Origin of the sequence: Paenibacillus puerhi, assembly GCF_009846885.1 — a bacterium.
In the GTDB taxonomy this organism is placed as follows: Bacteria; Bacillota; Bacilli; order Paenibacillales; family NBRC-103111; genus Paenibacillus_G; species Paenibacillus_G puerhi.
The window spans coordinates 15,420-29,933 of record NZ_WUWM01000043.1 but is presented as its reverse complement, the minus strand read 5'-3'; the positions used below and the strand labels follow the sequence as shown (position 1 = coordinate 29,933).

The following is a 14,514-nucleotide window of genomic DNA, read 5'->3' as shown; positions in this document are numbered from 1 at the left end:
TGTTATAGCCAAGCGTAGTATCAGTAGAAGTAAACATGCGGGAAGAACCGTTTGGTTAGTCTTTCTCATGCCCCACTCGCTCCTATTCTTATGTATAATATTATTCTTTCACAAGGCGACTGCATATTCTGCATTTTTGTTAACAGTTGTATTTGTTATTACTAAACATATCCAACAAGCTACATTATAGGTCGATACATAGACAAACACACTAGTTATTTAGGTAAAATAATGAAAAATTGATATTTATTAAGATTTTTTTAGAATTGCGACCGATGCCGAACCTATGAAATGGAAATGGAGAAGCCCGGCCTTCCCGCTGTCCGACACAAAAAAACAAGCAGCCCTCCCCGAGTAATCCGGGTCTGGACTGCTTGATTCTCGTTTCATTTAAGCCTCATAAACCTGAGGATTCTGCCTGCGGCATTCCTCCATCACCATCATCTGCTGACGCACCTGCTGCGGGGTAACCTCGAGCGGAGCGCCGTTCACCAGATGCCGATGGAGCATAAGGTACAGCTGCTCCGTCATGTAATCCATCAGGTTGCGCCCCCCCGGCAGGTCCATCGTCCATTCGCCGGTGTGCCAGTTCAGCGTCTCGGAGCAGTAAGCGGGCCTGCCCTCGGCAGTGACGAGCGGCTGGGTGACCAGCTGCTGCCTCGGTGCTTCCTCTTCTTTGAAATACTTCCACTCCAGCTTCTGCATGCTGCCATGAAGTCCCCCGCGTGTCCCTTGCACGATAAACGTATCGCGAGGATAGGCGCTGCAGGAGGAAATCTCCAGATCGATCGTCGGACGTCCCGGTCCGCGCATGAGCAGCTTTACATAATCCTCCGCATCGCCGAACGTGTTCGCGCGGTCCATGATACATGTGATCTCCGGCATTGCGTCGTTCCCGAAAAATTGCAGCGCCTGGTCGACGGGATGCGGGCCTGTGTTCATCAGGTTGCCGCCGTTATTCGACTGCAGCGTTTGCCAGTCCCATCGGCGGGCAAAGTTGTTGTTGGTGAAATCGATCTGTACGATGCGGCCGAGCACGCCGGATTCGATAACCTTGCGGATCTGCATGAAAGCCGGCTGGAAGCGGGAGTTCTGGAATACCGCGAGCACCGCTCCCGATTTCTGCGAAGCGGCGATCAGCTCGTCGACCTCCTCCGGGGTTTTGGCCAGCGGCTTCTCGCACAGAACGTTCACGCCCCGGTTCAGCAGCTCCAGCGTAATCTCGAAGTGAAGATGGCTGGGCGACGCGTTGACTACCAGATCCAGCTCCTCCTGCTCCACCATCTCTTTCCACCCGCTATAGACGTTGCAGCCGTACTCCTGCTTGGCCAGCTCCTGACGCTCAGGGATGGAATCGGCGATGGCCACGATCCGGTAATGCTCCGTCATCTGCGCCAGCAGCTGGCCATGAATATCCCGTCCGCTCCGTCCTTGACCGATAATGCCCAGCTTTACAATGCGCTTCTCTTCCATTCCATTCGACCCTCTTTCCCCAAAATAAATGCCGTTACGGGTACTATACCCTGTAACGGCATTCGTCTTCTTGCGCTATTTTCATCGGCCAGTTGCTTTATTTTCAGTTGTTTCCGAAAGCTTTCTTGTACTCCGTCGGCGTCAAGCCCGTGCGCTTCTTGAACGTGCGGATGAAGTGGCTGAGGTGATGGAAGCCGACCTGGAAGCAGATCTGAGTCACCGTATGCGTATCCCGGCGAATCAGCTCCTTCGCGCGCTCGATCCGTACCTCATGCAGAAAATCGACGAACGTCTGACCGGTTTCCTTCTTGAACATGGAGCAGAAATAAGCCGGCGCCATCCTCGCGATATGCGCCCCCTGTTCCAGTGGAATATCCTGACTGTAATTGTCGTAAATATACCGGACCACATCCTGAATCGGACTTTCCTCCGCCTCGCCAAGCGCCGTCCGCACAGCAGGACGCCGGAGCGTGCGCCGGTATTCGCGGTCGATCAGGATGAGCAGCTTGATCAAGTTAATCCGGATCGAAAATTCGTAGCCCGGCTCTCTGCGGTCGATTTCGTCCTGAATATCCTGGATCAACTGCTCAACCAGCGGCTGCTTGCTCTTGCCGATATGCAGCCAAGGCTGCAGCGCTTCCGACGGCTCGGCATGCTGCACATACCGCCAGAGCGACTCGGAGAACGCCGCCACCTGCTCATGCACAAGAAGCGGCAGGAAATCGAGCAGGATCAGCTCGAACTCCTTGTCCTCGATAGAGTTCAGACTATGCTCCACGCCAGGCGAGATGATAAACAGGTCGCCTCGGCCGACCGTCAGCGATTTGTTGCGGAACTGATGGTTGCATGTCCCGCGCAGCACATAGGCAATCTGGATATAATCATGCGTATGCAGCGGCTGCTTGAGTTCCCGGGAATGATGACGGACAAGGCTGAAAGGGAATTCCTCCTTCAGGTTGTCCTTGCTGTGAAACAAAAGAATGCCCATGCCATTGCCTCCTGCCCATAGGATATGGCTTAACGATAATAGAAGGAAGGGCGGGAGACAATCGACTTTTTTTACGGTTTATACACGAATATGACTTAATTGGCCTTCGTGGAGGCGATCAGGTCCTTCACGAAGCGGAAATCATGCTCCAAACGCTCATAAGCCGGGAACGGGGCATTGCACTCCAGCGTGATCCATTCGTTATAGCCGATCTCATGCAGAGCCTCGAACAACGGTCCATGATCGGCCCCTCCTTCGCCCATCCGGCACTGAAGGAAGCTCTCCTCGCCATGCTTCGTCCGGTTGACGAACGTGCCCGGCGCTCCGGCTTTGTCTACGCGCTTCTCGTCCTTCACATGAACGTGGAAGAGATGCTTGCCAAGCGCCAGCACAGAGTCCCGCCCGTAATCGGTATCCGTGATATACATATTGCCCGCATCATGAATGAAGCCGAGATTCGGCTGGCCGATCAGCTCCGCCAGCCGGAGACTGTCCTCTGCCGTCTCGACCAGCGAAATGTTATGAATCTCCAGAATGACGCGAACCTGCTGCTTGGCCGCCTCCTCGGCACAACGACTTAACCAGTAGGCCGCTTTGGCGTAGTGATAGTCCTTAGCCAGGAAGGCATTCGGACCGCCTGCGCCTACCCGCAGCATCGAAGCCCCCAGCTCTCCCGCGATCGGCAGGAAGCGGCAGAATTCCTCGTACGCCTGCTCGCATTCCTTATCGCTGCCCGTGGAGAAGCCGCCCATGTAGCCGGCGATCGCGGGAAGCTCAAGTCCGTAGCCGTCGGCAACGGAGCGAATTTCCTTGACGCGCTGCGCGCTCATCGTCGCCGACAGATGGGGCTCGCGAGCTGCGATTTCCAGCCCGTCCAGACCGAGCTGCCGGGTCATCCGAAGCGCTTCCTGTATACTGTAATCGATGAATACACCGCTGAATGCCGCGAATTTCATGAAGAGAGGCCTCCTTGAGCGGTCGAAGGGCTGCCATCACCTTCCCAGCATGCGCCTGACCGTCGCTTTTTTCTTACTATAGCAACTTTACCGGCAAGGATGTTGACCGATCTTTCGAAGACGTTTAACATTTTTTACGCAATCCGTCCGCACACCTTCCCTTCTTCATCCGATCTTCATCAAATTCTCATGCAGCACTCATGACCGAGAAATAGGAGAATGGTATACTGAAGAACATAAGCTCTACATAACTTAGGAAGCGGAGGAAATTTATATGTATAAATCGATCATCATCGGCACCGGTCCGGCCGGATTGACGACGGCTATTTACCTGGCGCGCGCGGGCCTGAACCCCCTCGTTATCGAAGGACCCGAGCCCGGCGGCCAGCTGACCACCACTACGGAGGTGGAGAACTTCCCCGGCTTCCCCGAAGGCATCCTGGGCCCTGAGCTGATGGCCAATATGCGCAAGCAGGCGGAGCGGTTCGGCGCCGAATTCAAAACCGGCTGGGTGAACAGCGCGGATCTGTCCCAGCGTCCGTTCAAGCTGAACGTAGAGGGCATGGGCGAGCTGATCGCCGACAGCCTTATTATTTCGACAGGCGCTTCAGCTAAGCTGCTCGGCATTGCGAACGAGAAGGAAAGCATCGGGCGGGGCGTCAGCACATGCGCGACCTGTGACGGGTTCTTCTTCCGCGGCAAAAAAATTATTGTAGTCGGCGGCGGCGACTCGGCCATGGAGGAAGCGAACTTCCTGACCCGCTTCGCTTCCGAAGTCACCATCGTCAATCGGCGCAATGAGCTGCGCGCCTCCAAGATCATGCAGGACCGTGCCAGAGAAAACGAGAAGATCAAATGGAATCTGAATCGGACCCCGCTTGAGGTCATCTCCGGCGATAGAGGCGTAACCGGCCTGAAGGTGCGCAACAACGAGACCGGGGCCGAGGAAGTGATCGAAACCGACGGCATCTTCGTGGCCATCGGCCACAAGCCGAATACCGGCTTCCTGAACGGCCAGATCCGGACCGACGACGTCGGCTACATCTTGGTTCAGCCGGGTACCGCGCAGACCAATATCGAAGGCGTGTTCGCCTGCGGGGACGTGCAGGACAGCAAGTACCGCCAAGCGATTACCGCAGCCGGTAGCGGCTGCATGGCCGCGCTCGAGGCCGAGAAATTCCTCGACGGACATATGGTGCATGAGTGGAGCGTCAGCCTGTAAGCAGCCGGAAGAACAGGCAGCGCGGAAAGCTATTGAAAAAGGAGTGCGGACCTTCGATTCACAGGTCCGTCACTCCTTTTTTTGCAGCTTATTTCTTAGCTAGCGCACCAGCGTCGATTCGAAGAAAGCCAAGATCGCCTCGCAAGCCGCCTTCTGCGCTTCTGTACCGATCCCGTAGCCGAAGCCGTGTCCGACACCGGGCAATATCGTCAGCTCGGCGTGCGAGCCTGCAGCCTGAAGCTTCCGGGTGAACACGACCGCTTCCTCCAGCGGCGTCAGAGTATCCGCATCGCCCTGTACGATCAGGAATGGCGGCTCCCCGCCTTGGATACGATCCACCGGCGACGCCTCGCGATAAAGCTCCGGCGCCTCGGCCTCCGATACGCCCATAAAGTCACGAACAAAGTCCTGGCCTCCATGAAGAGTCGTGACCGGACAGTACAACGCCACTGCATTGGGCTGCGTATGCCGTGATTGCAGTTCCTCGGTATGGCCCAGCTCATCCTCGAGCCCGATCAAGGCCAGCATCGCAGCCAGATAACCCCCGGCCGAGGAGCCGACCGCTGCGAGCCGCTCCGGATCAAATCCAAGATCAGACGCTTGGCTGCGCAGAAATTGCATCGCGAGCCTGGCATCCTCTACCGCGGCCGGGTAGTTATACTGGTCGCTGAACCGGTATTTCATGGAAGCACACACAAACCCCCGTTGGCAGAACCACTCAGCCACCTCTTGAAACTGTTTCTTGTTCCCCTTGATCCAGGCTCCTCCGTGAATGAACAGGATCGCCGCCCCATTCCTTTGGGTGTCCTCAGGCAGCCAGAGATCAAGAACTCTTGTCTCGGACATCGTCATGGCGTAGCTCACATCAAACCTTGTTTGCATCAACCTCGCATCCTCTCCATCTTTCCTCTCTACTTCTATCATACTCTTATGGAAAAATGGATCATGCAAGAAAAAGAACATCGATGAACTACGCTGCGCCGCTCGGACTAATGCCCGCTTGCCAGAAAGCCTACCGCGGCCTCCGGCTTATCCCTCAGCCAGGCTTGCCGCCGGCTCTTATCCAGCTCCTGCCTCATGTTGCGGATCAGCGCGGGCAGGTCGGCTCGGCCTTCGGTATGCCATTGCAGCGCAGCGGATACATACAGCTCGTTCAATTGAGCGAAAGTAAACTGCTCGGTCAGAAAAGCTGCCTCCGGCAGCGCTTCTTCCCCGATCAGGCGGCCGAACCGCTTGCGCTGCAGATAAACGAGGCGCAGCTCCTCATCCGGAAGCGTAATCTCGTAGGCCCGGTCGAATCGCCCGGCACGATTCATCAGGGCCGGATCGATCTGCTCCGGGAAGTTGGTCGTCCCGATCAGGAAGATGCCTTCCTTGGAGGTAGCTCCGTCCAGCGTGTTCAGGAAAAAAGACCGCGCATGCTGCGGCATCGAATCGATATCCTCCGCCACCAATACCATCGGCGCCATCGCGACCGCGGCTTGGAACACCTCCTGGATCGACGCGCTGCTCGTATGCTCCGTAAGCTGCCAGTAGGCGACAGGCGCGCGCACGCTGCCCGCAATCGATTTGACCAGCGTCGTTTTCCCGTTGCCTGGCTTACCGTACAGCAGAATCCCCCGTTTGTAAGGCACCTCGTACTTCTGATAGAACGTCCGGTCCCCGGCAAAAAACTGATCGATGGCCCGAAAAATCTCCGTCTTCAGCTCTTCGTTCATGATGACATCTTCCCGTTCGACAGCGCGGGTAATCGGCTCGATCTGCCGCTCCATGCCATCCCTCGTATCCGTGAACACCGTCACCTGACGGCGGTCCTGCTCCCTGCGGCGCTTCGCCGTGAAACCGAGGAACGCTTGTACAGCCTGATCGTTGCGGGCAAATAAAAAATCCTCGCAGCTAAGGCCATGCTGGCGGAACACCGGCACCCGGGCGAGCGCCACGCCCCAGGCCGGATAAGCATACACATTGTTGCGCAGCGAGCTGTAGACGCGGAAGCGCCCGCCTTCCTCTTCCCCGCCGGCGATATCCGAATCGACAGCGAAGGCACGGGACTCGACAAAATCGAAGATACGCGCCACATGCTCCGCGCCTTCATACCCGGTGCGGATATCCTGCTCCAGCAGCTGCCAGTAATCCTCGCTTCCGTCATCGCATACATAGGCATCGAACGCATATCCGTACAGCTCTGACAATTCGAAGCGGATCCGGTACAACACATCCTCATACGCCTCAGCTGCTATAAATAAAGCTTCCGTACGGCGATTGACTTCCTTATGACTCATGACGAAACCCCCTTGATAGTCGCCAGCGGGCGGCATGCAGCTACAGGTACAGCCAGACCGGCCCCTGCAACGCTATCGATAATTTGATCCACATCCTTGTAAGCCTGAGGCGATTCATCTACGAGCGCATCCAACGAACGGTGATTGACCACCACCTCGTCTTCGGTCCCTACGCCCAGAGCGGCCGCAAAGTCCCGGACCGACACCAGCTTCTTCGTCGCGCTCCGCGAACGAATACGGCCGGCGCCATGGCAGATCGAATAATAATTATCGCGTCCCCCCGGCTGGCCCACCATAATATACGAGCTGGTCCCCATCGAGCCGGGGATCAGGGCCGGATGGCCGGTCTCCAGATAGGGCGAAGGATTGTCGGGATGCTGAGCCGGCAGCGCTCGGGTGGCTCCTTTGCGGTGGATGAAGCGCGAGCTGCCGTCATGTTGCTCCTCCCAAGCATAATTGTGCATCAGGTCGTACAGCGTCCGCATCTCGAACGCCGTTCCGAGCACCTCCCGGCAAGCTTGTCGGATCGCGTAGGCGATCAGGTGGCGGCTTGCGACCGCATAGTTCAACGCGGAATACAGCAGCTGCACATAAGCCTGTGCGGATGGGTCGGAGAGCGGCGCATAGACCAGCTTAGGGTCGGCCGTGCCAAGGCCAAGCCTGCGCATCACCTTCAGCAGCTCGGTCGTGCCGTACCGGCTCACCGCGCCGCCCCAGGCACGGGAGCCGGAGTGGATCATGACGACTACCTGGCCATCAAAAAGTCCCCAGCGCTCCGCCAGCTCCCGGCTGCGCTCATCGATCTCTACTGCCTGCAGCTCGGCAAAGTGATTACCTCCGCCGAGCGTCCCCAACTGGCGATGCGCACGATGCCATACCCGGTCGGGGAACCGGTCAAGCACGCCTTCGTCGAAGCGATACCGGGCACACTCCACATGGGTAAGCGACGTCGATTGCTTGGGCGTGTAATGGTCCGGCACGTATTTGTTCGGAAGACCGCGCAGTCCTTTGATCAGAACATGCTCCAGCCGAATGTCCGAGTAATGCCCCCTCGCATGCTCTTCGGCAGGCAAATAGTGATCGATGGCCCGCACCAGCTTGCGGCGCAGTCGGATGTCCCGCAGCTCGTCGCGATGCATATTGGTCAGATGCAGCCTCATCCCGCAGCCGATATCGCTGCCGACGATCGATGGGGATACATAGCCTCCATCGGTATTCCAGACCGCCGTCGTGCCGATGCAGGTCCCTTCCCCGACATGCACGTCCGGGGTGTAGCTCATATAGGTCAAGCCTGGAATTTGCAAATTGTTATTAGCCATGGCGAAAACCCGGTAATCCAGCGAACGGAATATTTCCTCGCTCGCATATACATGCAGCTTGCCCGCAGGCAGCTGCAGTTCTCGGTAGCAGGCTTCCTCAGCCTGCTCTGTGTAAGGTCGAACTATCATATAATGTATACATTCCTCTCTGTAATCGGATAACACAAATAACCGTAAGCCTCATCGCCTACGGTTATAAAGAACAAGCGGCTGAATCGGGTAAGGAGCGGGCGCAGCAGCAGATGCACGGCCTTCCCCTGCCCCGGGATAAGCCCTGGTTCTATGTGGTCCGGCAAGGCCGATGCGACGCGCCCGCGTATGAGATTAAGTCCATAGGATGCAAGGTACTCAGCAAAACGTCAATCATGTCGATCGGCCTCCTTTTCATCAGAATGTAAACTCAGTATAGCCTGCCGCCCCGAAAAGCGCTCGGGAAAAAACCGTTTTACAAAAGCTTTCCGGCTTGCGTGGTTACCAAGCCAGGCTGTGCTGCCGTGGTCCTCTTGCGGGTTCCCGTCATGGACGCGAATAAAATCCGCGGGTCAGCTCATCCAGTACCCGGCTGGTCCGGGCGGCCGATTCGCCGGTGCTGGCACAGCGCCCGGTACCGAGCAGTTCGTTCACCATCGTCTGGATGAGCGGCTGCTGGATATGAGCGGGAGCGTCGAATGCCAGCGACTGCACGCCCTCCGCCGTCTCCAGCCGGATCGGCTCATGGCCGAACGTAGAGAATACGAGCTTGCCCTTGGACCCTATGATCTCATTGCGGTCCTCATAAGCATAGGCGGAAAAGCACCAGCTTCCGCTGCCCTGAACGCCGCTCTCGAACCGGTACGTGCCGGTCACGGTGTCCTCTACGCCTGCGAAGCGGCCCTCCTGATTGGCAGCCAGCCCCTTGGCCTCCACGATTGGGCCCAGCAGGAAGTCCAGCACATCCAGCGTATGGCTGGCCAGGTCGAAGAACAGGCCGCCGCCCGACTGCTCGGGCTGCAGACGCCACGGAACCTTGCCGTCCTGAAGCTGAGGCGAGGGCTGCAGCTGAACGGTCGAGACGAAGCGCACCTCGCCGATGGCCCCGGCTTCCAGCAGCTCCTTGATCTTGAGAAATCGGGGCAGTCCCCGGCGGTAATAGGCTACGTAGAGCGGCACCTGCGCCTCGCGGCAAGCGGCGATCATCTGCTGGCACTCCGCCTCGTTCAGCGCCATCGGCTTCTCGACATAGACCGGCTTGCCGGCCTTGGCCGCCGCCAGCGTGTAAGCCAGATGCGAGCCGGGCGGCGTCGCTATGTAGACGGCGTCCACCTCCGGGTCGTCGATCAGCGCCTGTGCATCCGTATACCACCTCGGCACTCCATGCCTGCGGGCATAATCCTCAGCCAGCTCCCCGCTTCGCCGCATCACGGCGACGAGCTCCGAGCCCTCGGCTTTTTGAAAGCCGGGCCCGCTCTTTACTTCGGTGACATTGCCGCAGCCGATAATCCCGAATCTGATCTTACTCCCCTTGTTCCCGTCCATCCTTCACCCGTCCTTTTGCGCCTGATTTTCTGCTTGCTTTGCCTTTGCCTTGCACACTTTACCTATTGTAACACGACCTTCTCTTGAAAGGGATCCACTCCAGAAGCATGACTACAGACGACTTGTACTCGGGTGCAAATCCTCCAGCGAGTCTAGCAGCCGCTCATATCCGGTGCAGCTTCCGATAAGCGGAAGGAGACATGCCCTTCTTCTTGGAGAAGACGCGGCTGAGGTAGTAGCCGTTCTCATAGCCGCATTGGGGAGCCATCTGCTCCAGGCTCAGCGATGTTTCTTCCAGCAGACGGCAAGTTCGGGCCAGACGCAGCTCTGTCACATACTCGATCGGGGTCATGGCGAAAGCGGCCCGGAACCGCCTCGTGAGCTGGACCGGCGTCATGTGCAGCAGCTCGGCGAGCTCGCGAAGCTGCAGCGTCTCGCAGGCATGACGGGCCATATAGCTCCTTGCCCGGTCCATCAAGGGATCGCCGGATGGCGGCAGGGAATCCCCGGACGGCTGCTCCGGGGACTCTGGAGCCTTTTCCAGCAGCGTCCACAGCCATATGTCGTTTACGGCATGACGCTTCAGCAGCTCGACGTCTTCCGGCGTCCCCCCTCCTCTGCCGTGCAGCAGCATGCAATCGGCGGCCAGCCGCTGCTTGTCCCGAAATGTCCACCGGCCCGCCATATCGGGCAGCGATGCTGCCGCCTCATCGGCGGCTCGGCCGGAGAGCGAGCTGACAGCCCGGGAACTTCCGGATGATCCATCCGCGTCCTCCCTTGCCTGCTCCTCCAGCTCCAGATGGAGGAAATGAAACGACACCGGCTCCACCACCTGCCGGTGGAAACGAACCTTCGGCGGGCAGAGGACCACATCCCCTGCGCCCGCCTCGCCCGCATGCCCGCCGATCCGGAAGGCAAAGCGGCCTTCCTCCGGGACAAACATCGTCCAATACCGGTACGTATCGTACTCTAAGGCGAATTGGTGCTTGCGATGCCAATACATATGGGATATCAGCCGGACATTTCGCACAGGCAGCGCCTCCCTCTTTATTTGAAATTAAGTATAAACCATTTTGAAATTCCATGCATTACATCGGATTTATGAATGTTCTATTATGAAATTATAGATATCATACTAATCCAGAAGAGGTGTTCACTATGCTTCAGGAAACGATAAAAGCCGATATTACCGTAGTAGGCGGGGGACTATCCGGGATCAGCGCAGCCATCGCAGCCGCCAGACTGGGCCAGTCGGTCGTCCTGGTTCATAACCGTCCGGTGCTTGGAGGAAACTCCAGCAGCGAGGTGCGCGTCTGGGTATGCGGAGCAACCGCTCACGGAACAAACCGCTACGCGCGGGAGACCGGCATCATGGGCGAGCTGTTTGTGGAGAACCAGTTCCGCAATATCGACGGCAACCCGTATTTCTGGGACCTCGTCCTGCTGGAGGCCGTCCGGGCCGAGCCGAATATCCGGCTGCTGCTGAATACGGATGTACATGAGGTGGAAGCGGAGGGCGATGCCGACGACCGTCGTATCCTGTCGGTAACGGGCTGGATGATGGGCTCCGAACGCCGTATCCGCCTGGAAAGCGAAGTGTTCCTCGACTGCACGGGCGACGGTCTGGTCGGCTTCCTGGCGGGCGCCAAGTACCGGATCGGACGCGAAGCCCGCAGTGAATATAACGAGGATTGGGCGCCCGAGGTCGCTGACGACATTACGCTTGGCAGCACGCTGCTGTTCTATACGAAGGATGCCGGGCATCCCGTCAAGTACCACAAGCCCTCCTTCGCCATCGATATCGCGAGCACGAATATTCCATTGAAGCGCATCATCAAAAGCGGCGACAACGGCTGCGCCTACTGGTGGATCGAGTGGGGCGGCGAGCTCGACACGGTGCATGACAACGAACGCATCCGCGATGAGCTGTGGGCGGTGATTTACGGCATCTGGGATTATATCAAAAACTCCGGCAACTTCGACTCCGAGAATATGACTCTGGAATGGGTCGGCTCGCTGCCGGGCAAACGGGAATACCGCCGCTTCGTCGGAGATTATGTGCTGAACCAGCATGATATTCTCGCTCAGCGTCCGTTCGAGGACCGCATAGGCTTCGGCGGCTGGTCGATCGATCTTCATCCGCCGCAAGGGGTATTTTCCACCGAGAGCGGCTCGAAGCACCTGCATGCCGACGGCATCTATCATATCCCGTTCCGCTCGCTGTACTCGGTCAATGTGAGCAACCTGCTGTTCGCCGGGCGCAACATCAGCGCGACCCATGTCGCCTTCGGCACGACGCGCGTTATGGCTACCTGCGCAGTAGGCGGGGAAGCGGCAGGAACCGGGGCGGCGCTGTGCGTACAAAAGAAAGTCTCGCCGCGCACGCTGCATGCGGAGCATCTGGAGGAGCTGCTGCAAACCTTGCTCCGTCAGGATGCTTCCCTCATCGGTATCGCCGGACAGGACCCGCTCGATCTGGCGAAGCGGGCCCAAGCGTCAGCCTCCAGCACGCTGACCCGGCTTGCCGTCACTCGCTCTGCCGGGACTTATCCGCTCGCTTCCGGCGATGTGGCTCTGCTGCTTCCCGTCGATCCCGCGCTGAACGGGCTGGAGCTGCTCCTCGATGCCGAGCAGGATACCACGCTGACCGTTGAAGCCTGGGATACCGGACGCGGCGAGAATTATGTCCCGCATACCCTGCAAGCCTCCGCTTCCGCGAGCGTCTCCGCCGGACGGGAGCAATGGGTGCGCTTCGACCTCGCGTGGGCTCCGGAGCAGGCGCAGAATGCCTTTATCATCATCCGGGCCAATGCCCATGCTGCCGTCCACCTGTCCGACGAGCCTCAGTCCGGCGTGCTGCCCTTCTACGAGCAGAAAGCCCATGCCGCGGCTTCGACGCTTGAGGATCATTCGCCCGAGCAGCCGATTGTGAAATGGAGCATGCGCCGCTTGGCCCGGCAGCCGTTCTGCTTCCGCCTGGCGGCCGAAGCGCCAACGCAAGCATTCCGCCCCGAATGCGTCACCGACGGGTACAACCGGCCATACGGCGGACCGCATCTGTGGAGCTCGGAATCCTTGGCGCCGGGCAAGCCCGAGTGGCTGGAGCTTCGCTGGGACGATCCGCAGCAGCTTGGCCGCGTAGAGCTCATTTTCAACGACGATGTGAATGAGGACCTGATCAACCTGCACCATCACCGTACCGACTTCGAAATCATCCCCGAGCTGGTCAAGGATTACCGGATCGAAGCCCTGATCGGCGGACACTGGCAAACCCTTGTCTACGAGCAAGGCAACCGTAAACGCAAACGGGTGCATCTCCTGGGCAATCCAGGACCCTGCGAGGCAATCCGGCTGGTGATCGAATCGACCCATGGCGCCCCGCGGGCCGAGGTCGTGGAGATTCGGGCATACGCGTAGCCTAAGACGCTTTTTACTCATAAGTCTGGCCGTACTTCTGAGAGAGGTACGGCCAGACTTGTTGGGCTGCCCCTGTAGAACGTTCCCGAAGTAACGTTGCTTGTCCCCTATACCTGCATCGGTATCAGGATCGGCTAACGGATTATGTCTCTTGCACTCATATCCAAGTCAATCCCAACGCTAACGATTTTATACGAAAAACCGTACATATATCCCCGCCTAAGGTGAAAGTGAGCCGTTTTTGTGCGAAAAATCGTATAAAGAGGCGCATATCGTTGCTCGAAGCTTGCGTTTTATATGAAAAATCGTACATACATTCCTGCCTAAGGTAAAAATGAGCCATTTTTGTACGAATAATCGTATAAAGAAAATGTCCGTTAACCGTAACCCCGACGCCGCTCCTATGTTGCTCCATGATTACCTTTCTTTCAGTTCGCTCTACTAGCCTGTTGCCGGACATTCGCCGGACACTCGCGGATAAGCGGCCCGCAAGCCGCCTCCCCGCGCGGGTCTTTTGCCGCTCCAGCCCCTATTTTCCACACCTGCCGGTCCATCTATGTCCTGCCCTCCTCTTGTTCGTGAATCTACTCGGCTCGATCGGGGTAATAACTAACAGAACTTCATACCCAGAGGAGGAGACACATATGGCTACCCTGAAGGAAAACGTTAACGGAATTAAGGAGAATATGGAGCGCATCAAGCAGTCCATCGATCAGATCAAGGATCAGGCCCAAGTCACGATGGAGGCTGCCAAAGACACGGCTGCGGAAATGAAGGAAAAGATCGGCAAGGTCAAGGAGTCCGTTCAGGAGATGAAAGCCTCTGTCGCCCAGGCCAAGGAAGAGTTGAAAAGCACAGGGGCTGCGGCTGCGGCCAAGGTGGCCGCGTCCACGTCCGTTCCGGATCATCAACTGGTTAACACGCTTGAGCTGGAGCTGGAGAAGGCGGGCAATGGATTTGTCATCCGCGAAGCAGGCAAACGGATCGGGGAAATTACGTATGCGCCTATCGATTCGTTCACCTGGGTGCTGAACCATACGTATGTTACGCCCGAGTACCGAGGCCGCGATATCGCCCAACGCCTGCTGCGCCGCGTCGCGGAGGAGGCCCGGAGCGAAGGAAAGAAAATCGTTCCTACCTGCTCCTACGCAGCCGTTCAATTCAAGAGGCATGCCGAATATGCCGACGTGTGGAAGCAATCGTAAATGCCGCCGGTTACGAAAGTTAATCCCTCCTCCGCCAACCCTGAAAGCCGGAAGATGGGGGGGGGGGGAAAGCAAGATGGAGTATTCCCACGCAAAGCTAAACGGCTCTCTCGCTATCGGGCGCAAGAGAGCCGTTT

General features: G+C 57.8%; 12 protein-coding genes. 3 read left to right on the top strand and 9 right to left on the bottom strand.

Annotation, left to right across the window (positions count from 1 at the left end; all coding sequences use genetic code 11):
• Nucleotides 1-390: 390 nt before the first annotated feature.
• From GSF01_RS26720 to GSF01_RS26710, 3 genes are all read right to left on the bottom strand, one after another.
• The gene (locus GSF01_RS26720; RefSeq protein WP_159888319.1) at nucleotides 391-1,473 is read right to left on the bottom strand and encodes a Gfo/Idh/MocA family protein; all 1,083 of its coding nucleotides are present in this window, start codon (nucleotides 1,471-1,473) and stop codon (nucleotides 391-393) included.
• A 103-nt stretch (nucleotides 1,474-1,576) separates the two neighbouring features.
• A complete protein-coding gene (locus GSF01_RS26715; RefSeq protein ID WP_159888318.1) occupies nucleotides 1,577-2,461 on the bottom strand; it encodes an AraC family transcriptional regulator in 885 nt (294 codons plus the stop codon).
• A 95-nt stretch (nucleotides 2,462-2,556) separates the two neighbouring features.
• Entirely contained in the window at nucleotides 2,557-3,417 is an 861-nt protein-coding gene (locus GSF01_RS26710; protein WP_159888317.1) for a sugar phosphate isomerase/epimerase family protein, read from the bottom strand.
• 274 nt (nucleotides 3,418-3,691) lie between these two features.
• On the opposite strand from GSF01_RS26710, the gene trxB reads away from it, so the two are divergent.
• Complete coding sequence (trxB, locus tag GSF01_RS26705; RefSeq protein ID WP_159888316.1) at nucleotides 3,692-4,639, top strand: thioredoxin-disulfide reductase; 948 nt, start codon at nucleotides 3,692-3,694, stop codon at nucleotides 4,637-4,639.
• A gap of 99 nt (nucleotides 4,640-4,738) precedes the next feature.
• Here the strand turns inward: trxB and GSF01_RS26700 are convergent, their stop codons facing one another.
• The 5 genes from GSF01_RS26700 to GSF01_RS26680 form a co-directional block, all read right to left on the bottom strand.
• A complete protein-coding gene (locus GSF01_RS26700) occupies nucleotides 4,739-5,521 on the bottom strand; it encodes an alpha/beta hydrolase (protein ID WP_159888315.1) in 783 nt (260 codons plus the stop codon).
• A 107-nt stretch (nucleotides 5,522-5,628) separates the two neighbouring features.
• Nucleotides 5,629-6,921: an AAA family ATPase gene (locus GSF01_RS26695; protein WP_159888314.1), complete on the bottom strand. Its 1,293-nt coding sequence runs from the start codon at nucleotides 6,919-6,921 to the stop codon at nucleotides 5,629-5,631.
• On the bottom strand, nucleotides 6,918-8,369 hold the full coding sequence (locus GSF01_RS26690) for an RtcB family protein (RefSeq protein ID WP_159888313.1): 1,452 nt from the start codon (nucleotides 8,367-8,369) through the stop codon (nucleotides 6,918-6,920). The genes GSF01_RS26695 and GSF01_RS26690 overlap by 4 nt, the downstream gene beginning before the upstream one ends.
• 387 nt (nucleotides 8,370-8,756) lie before the next feature.
• A complete protein-coding gene (locus tag GSF01_RS26685; protein ID WP_159888312.1) occupies nucleotides 8,757-9,755 on the bottom strand; it encodes a Gfo/Idh/MocA family protein in 999 nt (332 codons plus the stop codon).
• Between the two features lie 163 nt (nucleotides 9,756-9,918).
• Nucleotides 9,919-10,785: a helix-turn-helix domain-containing protein gene (locus tag GSF01_RS26680; protein ID WP_159888311.1), complete on the bottom strand. Its 867-nt coding sequence runs from the start codon at nucleotides 10,783-10,785 to the stop codon at nucleotides 9,919-9,921.
• 128 nt (nucleotides 10,786-10,913) lie between these two features.
• Between GSF01_RS26680 and GSF01_RS26675 the strand changes: the two genes are divergently transcribed.
• Nucleotides 10,914-13,172 (top strand): FAD-dependent oxidoreductase, encoded by a 2,259-nt coding sequence (locus GSF01_RS26675; protein ID WP_159888310.1) that lies wholly within the window; start codon nucleotides 10,914-10,916, stop codon nucleotides 13,170-13,172.
• A 428-nt stretch (nucleotides 13,173-13,600) separates the two neighbouring features.
• Here the strand turns inward: GSF01_RS26675 and GSF01_RS30125 are convergent, their stop codons facing one another.
• Nucleotides 13,601-13,726 carry a hypothetical protein gene (locus tag GSF01_RS30125; protein WP_268893744.1) on the bottom strand — a complete coding sequence of 42 codons (126 nt, stop codon included), beginning with the start codon at nucleotides 13,724-13,726 and terminating at the stop codon, nucleotides 13,601-13,603.
• 90 nt (nucleotides 13,727-13,816) lie between these two features.
• On the opposite strand from GSF01_RS30125, the gene GSF01_RS26670 reads away from it, so the two are divergent.
• Nucleotides 13,817-14,377 (top strand): GNAT family N-acetyltransferase, encoded by a 561-nt coding sequence (locus GSF01_RS26670; protein WP_235941755.1) that lies wholly within the window; start codon nucleotides 13,817-13,819, stop codon nucleotides 14,375-14,377.
• The last annotated feature ends 137 nt before the right edge of the window (nucleotides 14,378-14,514 follow it).

Excerpts from the sequence above, each read along its gene's own strand:
- GSF01_RS26720 (WP_159888319.1), bottom strand. The coding sequence starts at position 1,473 with ATGGAAGAGAAGCGCATTGTAAAGCTGGGCATTATCGGTCAAGGACGG.
- GSF01_RS26715 (WP_159888318.1), bottom strand. The coding sequence starts at position 2,461 with ATGGGCATTCTTTTGTTTCACAGCAAGGACAACCTGAAGGAGGAATTC.
- GSF01_RS26710 (WP_159888317.1), bottom strand. The coding sequence starts at position 3,417 with ATGAAATTCGCGGCATTCAGCGGTGTATTCATCGATTACAGTATACAG.
- trxB (WP_159888316.1), top strand. The coding sequence starts at position 3,692 with ATGTATAAATCGATCATCATCGGCACCGGTCCGGCCGGATTGACGACG.
- GSF01_RS26700 (WP_159888315.1), bottom strand. The coding sequence starts at position 5,521 with ATGCAAACAAGGTTTGATGTGAGCTACGCCATGACGATGTCCGAGACA.
- GSF01_RS26695 (WP_159888314.1), bottom strand. The coding sequence starts at position 6,921 with ATGAGTCATAAGGAAGTCAATCGCCGTACGGAAGCTTTATTTATAGCA.
- GSF01_RS26690 (WP_159888313.1), bottom strand. The coding sequence starts at position 8,369 with ATGATAGTTCGACCTTACACAGAGCAGGCTGAGGAAGCCTGCTACCGA.
- GSF01_RS26685 (WP_159888312.1), bottom strand. The coding sequence starts at position 9,755 with ATGGACGGGAACAAGGGGAGTAAGATCAGATTCGGGATTATCGGCTGC.
- GSF01_RS26675 (WP_159888310.1), top strand. The coding sequence starts at position 10,914 with ATGCTTCAGGAAACGATAAAAGCCGATATTACCGTAGTAGGCGGGGGA.
- GSF01_RS30125 (WP_268893744.1), bottom strand. The coding sequence starts at position 13,726 with ATGGACCGGCAGGTGTGGAAAATAGGGGCTGGAGCGGCAAAAGACCCG.
- GSF01_RS26670 (WP_235941755.1), top strand. The coding sequence starts at position 13,817 with ATGGCTACCCTGAAGGAAAACGTTAACGGAATTAAGGAGAATATGGAG.